We start from the raw sequence: 12121 nt of genomic DNA on the forward strand, positions 1-12121 counted from the left end.
CCGGAGAGGCGCTGCGGCAGGGGTGGAATGGTCCCCGGGGCGGGCGATGTGCCCGAACCGGGCCGGTAACGGGGGGCCGTGGTCTCGTTCGTGGAATCGGCTTTTGGAAAAACGGCTCCGCCCCGGCACGGGTTCGGCGGCCGGGGCGGGACGTGGTAACGGGATTCGGACCGGATGCCGGAATGCGCCGGCCCGGGCCGCACACGGGCGTGGGTCGCGCCCGTGCGGTTATTGCATGTAAGCCGTGACGTTGCCGCTGATCTGCTGCAACGAGATTTCGCACAGCTTGGTGTTGTACTGCGCCGTCAGGATACGCTCTTCGGCGTCGAGCAGGCTCTTCTGCGCCTCGCGCATCTCGATTCCCGAGAGGTCGCCCAGCAGATACCTGTCCATGGCGATCCGGTAGTTTTCGCGTGCCGCGACGAGGTTCTCCCGTTCGAGCTGGATCACTTCGAGGTTGTTGCGGTAGGCCTGCCAGAAGTTCGACAGGTCGGCCATGAGCGATTGTTCGAGCCGCAGACGCGTGAGCTGCGTGTTCTCGACGTTGAGGCGGGCGTTGCGCTGTTCGCGGCGGCGGTTGCCGTCGAAGATCGTGAAGCCCACCTGCAATCCGGCGTTCAGTCCCAGTTGGCCGCGCATCCGCGTCGTGCCGCTGCCGTAGCGGTTGTGTGTGTAGCCGTAGCCGGCCGTGAGGTTCAGGTAGGGGTAGTTGCGCGAGCGGATGCTCTGCAACTCCAGCTCGGAGATCGCGTTGTCGCGGTCGGCCATCAGCAGCTCGGCGTTCGCCGTGCGGGTCTCGGCCACGAGGACGTCCCATTGCAGGGCGTCGTCGATGGCGATGACCGTGTCGCGCACGAGGAACCTGCGGTCCAGCTCTTCGTTGGCGAGCAGCTCGTTGATCCGGATGCGCGAGGCCACGACGGCCTCCTGCTGCGACATGTACTGCGAGCTGTCGGCATTGAAGTCCACGCGGGCCTGCAACACGTCGAGTTGTGCCGAACTGCCCACGTGATACCACGCCTCGGCGATGCGGAGCCGTTCGCGCGAGAGCGCCATCGCGTAGCGGAAATTCTCGAGGCGCAGGGTCTGCTGCACGAAATTGTAGTATTCGGCCGTGAACGAGGCGATGAAATCCTCGATCGTGAGACGGGTCTGCAAGGCTCCTTTTTCTTTCAGTTCCTGCAACTTGCGGTAGTCGGCGCGGATGCGGAACCCGTCGAAGAGGGTCCAGTTGAGCGCCACCCCGGCGTCGAACGTTCCGTCGTAAACGCCTTTTGCGGTCGTGACGTCGCCTTCGCGGGGCGTCGTGCGGATGCGGTTCACGTTGCTTCCGTAACCGGCCGAGAGGTCGATCGTGGGGAGCATCCCGGCGTTGGCCGCCGTGGCGTCGTTGTCCGTGATGCGCTCCTCGTTGCGGACAATGCGGATGTCGTAGTTGCGTTCGAGCCCCTTTTCGAGGCATTCGCGCAGCGAAAGCACCTCCCCGGCGGCCGGCGCGGCGGCCGGTACGGGGGCGATCCGTCCGTCCGTCGGACCGCCTTTCGCGCCGGAGCCGGGTTTCCCGGAGCGCAGCGGGGCGGATGCCGCCTCCGGGCGCACGTCGTCCGCTGCGGGCCGTTCCGTTCCCGTTTCGTGCGTCGTCTCCGCGTGTCCGGGCTGCGGTTGTCGTTCCTGGGCGGCGGCCGCGATGCAGAGAAGGGCCGCCAGCAGCGTAATCAATCCCCGTTTCATATTCATAGTGCTTCGTTTTTCGTTCGTTTGCTCCGGTCGGTCGAGACATAGCTGTAGATCGCCGGCACGATGTAGAGGGTCAGCAGCGTCGAGACGAGCATGCCGCCCACCACGGCGATACCCATGGCGATACGGCCGTTGGCCCCCTCGCCCGTGGCCACGGTCAGCGGCAGCAGGCCGAGGATCGTCGAGGCGCTGGTCATCAGGATCGGGCGGAGGCGTTGCAGCGCCGCGTCGCGGATGGCCGCCATCTTCTCCTCGCCGGCCTCCTGCTTCTGGTTGGCGAATTCGACGATCAGGATGCCGTTCTTGGCCACCAGACCGATGAGCATGATGATTCCGATCTGGCTGAAGATGTTCATCGTCTGGTCCGTGCCCCACATGAAGACGAGCGCTCCGGCGATGGCCAGCGGCACGGTGAGCATGATGACCAGCGGGTCCTTGAAACTCTCGAACTGCGCGGCCAGGATGAGGTAGATCAGCAGGATGGCCAGCAGGAAGGCGAACATCAGGCTCGACGAGCTTTCGCGGAACTCCTTCGAGTCGCCGGCCAGCGCCGTGCGGAAGTCGTCGTGGAGCACCTCGGCGGCGATGCGGTCCATTTCGTCGAGTCCCTGCCCGATGGTCTTGCCCTTGGCCAGTCCGCTCGAAATCGTGGCCGAGAGGAACCGGTTGTAGTGGTAGAGCTGCGGCGGGGCGACCGTCTCGACGAGCGTGATGAGGTTGTCGAGCTGGATCATCTTGCCGTCGTCGCCGCGCACGTAGATCGACTTGAGGTCGGCGGGCTTGTTGCGCTGCTGGCGGTTGATCTCGGCCAGAATCTCGTACTGCTTGCCGTTCATGTAGAAGTAGCCCATGCGCTGGCCGCTCAGTCCGTACTGCAACGTCTCGCCGATGTCCTGCGCGCTGACGCCGAGCAGGTTGGCCTTGTCCCGGTTGATCGTCACGCGCGCCTCGGGCTTGCTGAACTTCAGGTCCACGTCGGCCATCTGGAAGACAGGGCTTTCGTAAACGCGTTTCATGAACTCGGGCAGCACCTCCTGCAGGCGTTCGATCGAGGTGGCCTGGAGCACGTACTGCACGGGCATGTTGCCGCGGCGTCCGCCGAAGGTCGATTGCTGCTGCACGAAAGCGCGTGCCTTGGTCTTCGCGCGCACGGCGGCCGACAGCTCCTCGGCGATCTCCATCTGGCTGCGGCTGCGTTCGGAAATGTCCTTCAGGGCGATGCGGATATTGCCCCTGCCGCTCGACACGCGGGCCGTCGTGGCCTCGGCTTCGGGGACGAGCGAATCGACCAGGCGGTTGATGTCCTCGGTGTAGTCGCGGACGTATTCGTAGGTCGCGCCCTCCGAGCCGCGGGTGTTGATCGTGATCTGCGAGCGGTCCTCGAGCGGGGCCATCTCCGTGGGGATCGTGCTCCAGAGCAGGCCGATCAGCACGACCATCGCGCCGACCAGCGGCAGGGCGATCCAGCGGCGGCGCAGGAAGGCCGCCAGCGAACGGCTGTAGAAGTTGTTGAGGCCGACGAAGAACGGCTCGGTCTTGTTGTAGAACCAGCTCTTGCGCTCCTGCCGGACGAGGAGCTTGGTGGCGAGCATCGGGGTCACCGTGAGGGCCGCGAAAGTCGAAATGAGCACCGAGCCGGAGACCACGAGGCTGAACTCGCGGAACAGGCGGCCGGTCGTGCCCTCCATGAAGACGATCGGGAAGAAGACGGCGATGAGCGTCACGGAGGTGGAGAGCACGGCGAAGAAGATCTCCTTCGCGCCGTCGATGCCCGCCTCGAAAGGCGTCATGCCGCGTTCGATGCGGATGTAGATGTTCTCGGTCATCACGATCGCGTCGTCCACGACCAGACCCACCGAGAGCACCACGGCCAGCATCGAGAGGACGTTGATCGAGAAGCCCGCCAGGTACATGAGGAAGAACGTACCGATGAGCGAGACGGGGATCACGATGCAGGGGATGAGCGTCACGCGCCAGTTCCGCAGGAAGAGGAAGATGATGATGATGACCAGCACGAAGGCCTCGTAAACGGTCTGCTTCACCTCGTCGATCGAGGCGCGGATGAAACGCGTGTTGTCGAATCCGTAGCCCGTCACCACGTCTTCGGGAAGGTCCTTGCGCATGGTTTCCATGCGGCGGTAAACCTCGTCGGCGATGTCGATGTGGTTGGCGCCCGGCTGGGGGATGACGACGATGCCGACCATCGGCACGCCGTTCATCTTCATGTAGCTGCGCGTGTCTTGCGGACCGAGTTCGGCGCGGCCGATGTCGCTCAGGCGGATGATGCGGCCCGCGTCGGCGCGGATCACCAGGTCGTTGAACTCCTGCGTGGTGTGCATCAGGCCCATCGTGCGGATCGTCAGCTCGGTGGTGTTGCCCTCGATGCTGCCCGACGGCAGTTCGACGTTCTCGCGGTCGAGCGCCTCCTTGACGTCCACGGGCGTGATGCCGTAGCCGGCCATCTTCGCAGGGTCGAGCCACAGGCGCATCGAGTAGCGTTTCTCGCCCCAGATCTCGACCGAGCTGACGTCGCTGATGGTCTGCAACTGCTCCTTGACGGTCAGGTCGGCGATTTCGCTCAGCTCGAGCAGCGAACGTTTGTCGCTCTGGATCGTGGCCATGAGGATCGGCGTGGCGTCGGCGTCGGCCTTCGCCACGGTCGGCGGGTCGCAGTCGCGCGGCAGGTAGCGCTGCGCGCGCGACACCTTGTCGCGCACGTCGTTGGCCGCGGTTTCGAGATCCACCGACAGCTCGAACTCGACGGTGATGCGGCTCTGCCCCTGCTGGCTGGTGCTCGACATGGAGCGGATGCCCGGAATGCCGTTGATGTTCTGCTCGAGCGGCTCGGTGATCTGGTTCTCGATCACGTCGGCGTTGGCGCCCGGGTAGGAGCATGTCACGGAGATGATCGGGTTGTCCACGCTCGGGTATTCGCGCACGCCGAGGTAGGTGTATCCGATGACGCCGAACAGCAGGATGATGATGGTCAGCACCGTGGCCATGACGGGCCGCCGGATGCTCAATTCGGAGATGTTCATGCGGCGGCGGGTTTATTCTACGGTGTCGAGTTTCACGGGCAGGTCGGTGCGCAGTTGCAGCGTGCCGGAGGTGATGATCGTGTCGCCGACATTGAGGCCCGCGATGATCTGGATCGAGGAGTCGGTGCGCAGCCCCGTGCGGACGGTCACGGCCCGCGCCTTGCCTCCCTTGTAAAGGTAAACCTTGTCCACGCCCATTTCGGGGACGATCGCCTCGGTCGGGATGGCGATGGCGTCCGGAATGTCGTGCATCCGGATTTTGACGTCGGCGAAGCGTCCCGGGAGGAGCTGTTTGCCCTGCCGGTTGGGGAAGAGCGCGCGCACGGCGAAAGTGCGGGTCTCGATGTCCACTTTCGACTCGGTGGCGTAAACCTCGGCGCGGAACTGCTCGTCGCGCCCCTCGACGGTGAACGTGAGACGCGTGCCGGGCTTGATCTGGTTGGCGTACCGTTCGGGGACGAAGAAGTCGATCTTCAGCGGCGAGATTTTCGTGAGCTTGGCCACCACGACGTCGGGCGAGGCGTAGGCGCCTTCGCTGACGTTGCGCAGGCCGATCACCCCGTCGAAGGGGGCGTGCAGCTCCGTGAGGGCGATGTTCGACTTCACGATGTCGATGTCGGCGTAGAGCATCGCCAGTTCGGTGCGGGCCTGTTCGTAGGCCTCCTGGCTCACGGCGTCCTTTTCGAGCAGGGCGCTCTGGCGATAGACGCGGTCTTCGGCCAGCTTGCGCTGCGCCTCGTAGCGTGAGAGCTGCGCCTGCAGGGGCCTGTCGTTCACCTTGGCCAGCAACTCGCCCTTGCGCACGGCGGTTCCCTCCCGGAAATTGATCTCCACGATCTTGCCCGAGGTCTCGAACGAGAGGTCCACCTCCTCGTCGGGAAGCAGGTTGCCGATGGTGGTGATGCCGTCGGTGAGCGTCTGCGGGCGGATGACCATTCCGTTCACGTTCAGGACGTTCTTCTGTCGCGGCGCGGGGAGCGCCTCCGGTCCCGCTTCCGCGTCGGGGCTGTCATGACGGAAATTGTAATATCCCAGCGCAGCGCAGAATACGGCGAGAATCGCGGCGGTCGTAATCCATCTCTTCTTTTTGTTCATTGTGCGAAAGTGCGGTTTAGGTTCGGAAATCGTATGCAAATATACGACAAAATGCAGCTTTCGTCGCAAAAATTCACCTTTTGCGGAACAAAAAAATATATAAATGTCGCAAAAAGCCGGCCAAAGTGTGTCCGGAGTGGCGGAAAAATGTACCGGGGATGCGTTTTCCGGGTTTCGCCGCTCCCCGGAAACGTCCGGCGGGCGTTTCCGGGGAGCGCCTCCGGCCTCCGGCGGGCCGGACAACGCGCCCCGCCGGGCAGCCGGTTGTGGAATATCTCCCCGGCGGGTGTGGAACGTTTCCACGTTTTTTTTGCGTATCTTTGTCCCGTCGTTCCGTTAGGGGGTTGGAAATGACCGTTTTGCGTTTGCGGCGGCCGGATTGGTCCGCGGTTTGTCCCTTTCGCGACGATAAGCCCGCGTGCGGCCGTGCCCGTACTGCGGCGAAAACAGACAAAAAAGTAAGATGAATTTCGAAAGAATGAAACCCGATCTGAAGAACCTGGATCTGGACAAACTGAAGAGGGGAGTGGCGGAACGGATTCCGCATGTGTCGGTCGAGATGAACCGCAAACGGTGGATCGTGCTGGTCTGCGCGCTGCTGGCGGCCGGCGGCGGTGTCTGGTGGTGGCTGCGGCCGCGTCCCGTGCCGGAGGTGCTGCCGGTCGTGGCGGCCGAACCGGTGGAGGTCGAGGACGTGAGCGTCTATGGCGAGTACGTGGGGCGCATCCGCGCGCAGCAGTTCGTCGAGATCCGCGCCCGCGTCGAGGGCTATCTCGAGCGGATGCTCTTCACCGAAGGCACGTATATCAAGAAGGGGCAGACGCTCTTCGTCATCGACCCCAAACTCTATCGGGCGCGCGTGAACAAGGCCAAGGCGCAGCTCAACAAGGCCAAGGCGCAGGCGCTCAAGGCGCAGCGCGACTTGGAGCGCATCCGGCCGCTCTACGAGCAGAACGCCGCCAGCCAGCTCGACCTGGACAACGCCATCGCCTCCTACGAGAGCGCCGCGGCCGACGTGGTGGTGTGCGAGGCCGACCTCACGCAAGCCGAGATGACGCTGGGCTACACCACCGTGCAGTCACCCGTCTCGGGGTACATTTCCGAGCGCAACGTGGACATCGGCACGCTGGTCGGTCCGAGCGGCAAGTCGCTGCTGGCGACCGTCGTGAAGAGCGATACGGTGCGCGTCGATTTCAGCATGACGGCGCTGGACTACCTGCGCTCGAAAGCGCGCAACGTCAATCTGGGTCAGAAGGACACCACCCGCAAGTGGAATCCCTATATCACCGTGACGCTGGCCGACGGTTCGCAGTATCCCTACCGGGGACTGGTCGATTTCGCCGATCCGCAGGTCGATCCCCAGACGGGAACCTTCTCCGTGCGGGCCGAGATGGCCAACCCGGACCACATCCTGCTGCCGGGGCAGTTCACGAAGGTGAAGCTGCTGCTCGACGTCAGGGAGGACGCCGTGGTCGTGCCGACGAAGGCGCTGGTGATCGAGAAGGGCGGGGCCTATATCTATGTCGTGCGGCCCGACAGCGTCGTGGAGAAGCGGTTCGTGGAGACCGGACCGGAAATTCCCGACAACAAGATGGTCGTCGAGCGCGGCCTTTCGCCCGAGGAGCGGATCGTCGTCGAGGGGTATCACAAGCTCCAGCACGGCATGAAGGTCGAACCGGTGGCGCCGATCCGCCGGGAGGATAACGCAACCGGGGAGGAATAGGCCATGAAGAGCGACTTTTTCATCGACAGGCCCGTCTTCTCGACCGTCCTGTCCATCGTGATCGTGATCGTGGGGGCGATCGGCCTGGCGCTGCTTCCCGTCGATCAGTATCCGCAGATCGTGCCTCCGGTGGTGAAGGTCTCGGCCTCGTATCCGGGCGCCGACGCGCAGACCGTGACGCAGGCCGTGGCCACGCCCATCGAGCAGGAGCTCAACGGCACGCCGGGCATGATCTACATGGAGTCGTCGAGTTCCAACTCGGGCGGCTTCACCGTGACGGTGACCTTCGACATCTCGACGAACCCCGATCTGGCGGCCGTCGATATTCAGAACCGCATCAAGGAGGCCGAGGCGCGCCTGCCGGCCGAAGTCGTGCAGAACGGCATCTCGGTCGAGAAGCAGGCGTCGAGCAAGCTGCTGACCATCACGCTGCTGTCGTCGGATCCGAAGTTCGACGAAATCTACCTCTCGAACTACGCCACGCTCAACGTGCTGGACATGTTGCGCCGTATTCCGGGCGTGGGGCGCGTCTCGAACGTCGGCAGCCGCTACTACGCCATGCAGATATGGGTCGAGCCGGACAAGCTGGCCGACCTGGGACTGACGGTCAAGGACTTGCAGAACGCCCTGAAGGACCAGAACCGCGAATCGGCGGCCGGCGTGCTGGGACAGGCTCCGATGGAGGGCGTGGACGTGACGATTCCCATCACGGCGCAGGGGCGTCTGTCGTCGGTGAGCCAGTTCGAGGACATCGTCGTCAGGGCCAATCCCGACGGGTCGATCATCCGTCTGCGCGACGTGGCCAACATTTCGCTCGAGGCGCAGTCCTACAACACCGAGAGCGGCATCAACGGCGGCAACGCCGCCGTGCTGGATATCTACATGCTGCCCGGGGCCAACGCCGTTGAGGTGGCCGGTGCGGTCCGTGCCACGATGGACGAGATCAGCCGCAACTTTCCGGAGGGCATCACCTACAACGTGCCCTTCGACATGACGACCTATATTTCCGAATCGATCCACCACGTTTACCGCACGCTCTTCGAAGCGCTGGTGCTGGTGATCCTCGTGGTCTTCCTCTCGTTGCAGAGCTGGCGCGCGACGCTCATCCCGATCGTCGCCGTGCCCATTTCGCTCGTCGGTACGTTCGGCGTGATGCTCGTCTTCGGCTTCTCGCTCAACCTGCTGACGCTGCTGGGTCTGATCCTTGCCATCGGCATCGTGGTGGACGACGCCATCGTCGTGGTGGAGAACGTGGACCGTATCATGCACGAGGAGCACCTGTCGCCCTACGAGGCGACGAAGAAGGCGATGCGCAGCCTGGGCGGGGCGCTGATCGCCATGTCCTTGGTGCTCTGCGCCGTGTTCGTGCCCGTGAGTTTCCTCTCGGGCATTACGGGGCAGCTCTACCGGCAGTTCACCATCACGATCGCCGTGTCGGTGATCATCTCCACTGTTGTCGCGCTGACGCTCAGTCCGGTGATGTGTTCGCTGTTCCTGCGGCCCGAGAACGCCGGAAAGAAAAACCGCATTTTCCGTTATATCAACCTCTTCCTGGCCCGCGGCAATCTCCTCTACGGCCGGACGATCGTGCGGGCGCTGGGCCGTTCGCGGCGGATGCTGACCGCCTTCGGCATCGTGCTGGTGGGCATCTGGGCGATGAACCGGCTGGTTCCTCAGAGTTTCATGCCGCAGGAGGATCAGGGATACTTCACCGTGGAGCTGGAGCTGCCCGAGGGCGCCACGATCGAGCGGACGCGCGAGGTCACGGACCGCGCCGTGCGCTTCCTGAAGAAGGACCCCGACGTCGAATACGTGCTCAACGTGACGGGGTCGAGTCCCCGTGTGGGGACGAACCAGGCGCGCAGTCAGCTCACCGTCATCCTCAAGCCGTGGGACGAGCGCGAGACGGAGGATATCGGCGAGGTGATGCGGCGCGTGCGCGACGAGTTGTCGCGCTATCCCGAGAGCAGGGTTTACCTCTCGACGCCGCCGGTGATTCCCGGACTGGGGCAGTCGGGCGGTTTCGAGATGGTGCTCGAGGCGCGCGGCAACACGACCTACGGCGAGCTGCAACAGGCGGTCGATACGCTGATGTACTACGCCGGGCGGACGCCCGAGCTGACGGGGCTGTCGTCGTCGATGCAGGGCGACATTCCGCAGCTCTACTTCGACGTGGACCGCGACAAGGCGCAGTTGCTGGGCGTCTCGATGTCGGACGTCTTCTCGACGATGAAGGCCTTCACGGGGTCGATCTACGTCAATGACTTCAACCTGTTCAACCGCATCTACCGCGTCTATATTCAGGCCGAAGCGCCCTACCGGGCCAGCCGCGACAACCTGAACCTGTTCTTCGTGCGCGGCGCCGACGGGGCGATGATCCCCGTCACGGCCCTCGGCACGACCGACTACACGACGGGACCCGGAACCATCAAGCGGTTCAACATGTTCACCTCGGCGACCATCTCCGGCGAGGCGGCCCACGGTTACAGCTCGGGGCAGGCGATGGATGCGCTGGAGCGGATCGTCGCCGAGCATCTTCCGGCGGATATAGGCGTCGAATGGAGCGGCCTTTCCTATCAGGAGAAGCGGGTGAGCGGGCAAACGGGCGTCGTGCTGGCGCTGGCCTTCCTGTTCGTCTTCCTCTTCCTCGCGGCGCAGTACGAGAGTTGGTCGGTTCCCGTGGCCGTGATCCTGTCGCTGCCGGTGGCCGGCATCGGGGCCTATCTGGGCATCTGGATATGCGGACTGGAGAACAACATCTATTTCCAGATCGGACTGGTGATGCTCGTGGGTCTGGTGGCCAAGAACGCCATCCTGATCGTGGAGTTCGCCAAGGAGGAGGTCGAGAAGGGACGCGACATCGTCGAGGCGGCCGTCACGGCGGCGCACCTGCGCTTCCGCCCGATCGTCATGACCTCGCTGGCCTTCATTCTGGGCCTGCTGCCGCTGGTCTTCGCGTCGGGGCCGGGTTCGGCGAGCCGCCAGGGCATCGGAACCGGCGTGTTCTTCGGCATGCTCGTGGCCATCTCCGCCGGCATCGTCTTCGTGCCCTTCTTCTTCGTCTGGATTTACCGTCTTAAAGCCAAACTGAAACGATGAAACGAATCCCGATATACCTTGCCGCCCTTGCGGCGGCCTTCCTTTGCGGCTGTTCGGCGGTCAGGCACTGCAAGTCGCCCGAGCTGAACCTGCCGGAGACCCTCTCCCCGGACCAGACCGATTCGACGACCGTCGCCGACGTCGCGTGGTGGCGGTTCTACGGCGATGCGGCGTTGTGCGACCTGATCGAACGGACGCTCGCCGCCAACAAGGACATGCTGGCGGCCGCCGCGCGCGTCGAGCGGATGCGGCAGCTCTACCGGATCGACAAGGCCAGCCGGCTGCCCGTTTTCTCCGCTTCGGTCTATGCCAACCGCGAGACGAACGATTATTACGAGAAGCCGTTCAGCAACGACCCCGAAATGGGAGCCAAGGCCTCCGTGAGCTGGGAGCTGGACCTGTGGGGCAACCTGCGCTGGGCCAAACGCCGGGGCGGGGCCGAATACCTCGCGTCGGTGGAGGATTGGCGCGCGATGCGCATGACGCTCGTGGCGGAGGTCGCCACGGCCTATTTCGAACTGATGGCGCTCGACAACGAACTGGCGATCGTGCGGCGGACGCTCGAGACGCGGCGCGAGGACGTGCATCAGGCCAAACTGCGGTTCGAAGGGGGCCTCACGGCCGAGACGGTCTATCAGCAGGCGCAGGTGGAGTACGCCACCACGGCGGCGCGCATCCCCGATCTCGAACGGCGGATCCGGATGATGGAGAACAGCATCTCGCTGCTCGCGGGCGGCTATCCCGGAGGGGAGGTGCGGCGGAGCGGGCTGGCGCTGAACATCACCATGCCCGACAGCCTGCCCGTCGGGTTGCCTTCGGGGCTGTTGCAGCGGCGCCCCGACGTGCGTTCTTCGGAGCAGCAGCTCCGGGCCGCGATGGCCGAGGCGGGCATGGCCTATGCCGACCGTTTCCCGCGGCTGACCTTCACGCTGACGGGCGGCGTGGAGAACAGCGAGCTGACGGGCTTTTTCCGTTCGCCCTTCTCTTATGTGGCGGGGGCGATCGCAGCCCCGGTCTTCGGGTTCGGCCGTAGGCAGGCCAAGTACCGTGCCGCGCTGGCGGCCTACGACGAGGCGCGTCTGGCCTACGAGAAGAAGGTGCTTGAGGTTTTCAAGGAGACCGACGACGCCATCGTGACCTACCGGAACGTCCGGCGGACGGCCGAGCTGAACGTCACGCTCCGCGATGCCGCCAGCAAATACGTCAAACTGGCGAATATCCAGTACCGCGGCGGCAATATCAACTACATCGACGTGCTGGACGCCCAGCGGCGTTACCTCGATGCGCAGATCGGGCTGAGCAATGCCGTCCGCGACGAGCACCTGGCCCTCGTGCAGCTTTACAAGGCGCTGGGCGGCGGCTGGACGATGCCCGACGGCGGGCGGAAGTGAGCGCGGGCGTGCGCCGGCGAATTTTCCGCCGCGGATCT

Annotated in this window: 6 protein-coding genes; 3 read left to right on the forward strand and 3 right to left on the reverse strand. The window is 64.3% G+C overall.

From position 1 onward, the window contains the following. Positions 1–228: 228 nt before the first annotated feature. The 3 genes from KB554_RS05910 to KB554_RS05920 are packed head-to-tail and all read right to left on the reverse strand — an operon-like array spanning position 229 to position 5870. Complete coding sequence (locus KB554_RS05910; RefSeq protein WP_232522928.1) at positions 229–1737, reverse strand: TolC family protein; 1509 nt, start codon at positions 1735–1737, stop codon at positions 229–231. Continuing rightward, positions 1734–4775: an efflux RND transporter permease subunit gene (locus KB554_RS05915; protein WP_141427950.1), complete on the reverse strand. Its 3042-nt coding sequence runs from the start codon at positions 4773–4775 to the stop codon at positions 1734–1736. The genes KB554_RS05910 and KB554_RS05915 overlap by 4 nt, the downstream gene beginning before the upstream one ends. A gap of 12 nt (positions 4776–4787) precedes the next feature. Further along, positions 4788–5870, reverse strand: a complete 1083-nt coding sequence (locus KB554_RS05920; RefSeq protein WP_141427949.1) for an efflux RND transporter periplasmic adaptor subunit — start codon at positions 5868–5870, stop codon at positions 4788–4790. A gap of 463 nt (positions 5871–6333) precedes the next feature. Here KB554_RS05920 and KB554_RS05925 point away from each other — a divergent pair, with 463 nt between their 5' ends. Genes KB554_RS05925 through KB554_RS05935 form a run of 3 tightly spaced genes read left to right on the forward strand, consistent with a single transcriptional unit; the run spans position 6334 to position 12083 of the window. Beyond that, a complete protein-coding gene (locus KB554_RS05925; RefSeq protein ID WP_141427948.1) occupies positions 6334–7593 on the forward strand; it encodes an efflux RND transporter periplasmic adaptor subunit in 1260 nt (419 codons plus the stop codon). Between the two features lie 3 nt (positions 7594–7596). Further along, positions 7597–10692, forward strand: a complete 3096-nt coding sequence (locus KB554_RS05930; protein WP_211035195.1) for a multidrug efflux RND transporter permease subunit — start codon at positions 7597–7599, stop codon at positions 10690–10692. Further along, positions 10689–12083: an efflux transporter outer membrane subunit gene (locus KB554_RS05935; protein WP_141427946.1), complete on the forward strand. Its 1395-nt coding sequence runs from the start codon at positions 10689–10691 to the stop codon at positions 12081–12083. Before KB554_RS05930 ends, KB554_RS05935 begins: the two co-directional genes overlap by 4 nt. Positions 12084–12121: the final 38 nt, after the last annotated feature.

Source organism: Alistipes sp. Marseille-P2263, assembly GCF_018101075.1.
Taxonomy (GTDB): domain Bacteria; phylum Bacteroidota; class Bacteroidia; order Bacteroidales; family Rikenellaceae; genus Alistipes; species Alistipes dispar.

Coding starts and splice junctions, on each gene's coding strand:
- KB554_RS05910 (WP_232522928.1), bottom strand. CDS start 1,737: ATGAATATGAAACGGGGATTGATTACGCTGCTGGCGGCCCTTCTCTGC.
- KB554_RS05930 (WP_211035195.1), top strand. CDS start 7,597: ATGAAGAGCGACTTTTTCATCGACAGGCCCGTCTTCTCGACCGTCCTG.
- KB554_RS05925 (WP_141427948.1), top strand. CDS start 6,334: ATGAATTTCGAAAGAATGAAACCCGATCTGAAGAACCTGGATCTGGAC.
- KB554_RS05920 (WP_141427949.1), bottom strand. CDS start 5,870: ATGAACAAAAAGAAGAGATGGATTACGACCGCCGCGATTCTCGCCGTA.
- KB554_RS05935 (WP_141427946.1), top strand. CDS start 10,689: ATGAAACGAATCCCGATATACCTTGCCGCCCTTGCGGCGGCCTTCCTT.
- KB554_RS05915 (WP_141427950.1), bottom strand. CDS start 4,775: ATGAACATCTCCGAATTGAGCATCCGGCGGCCCGTCATGGCCACGGTG.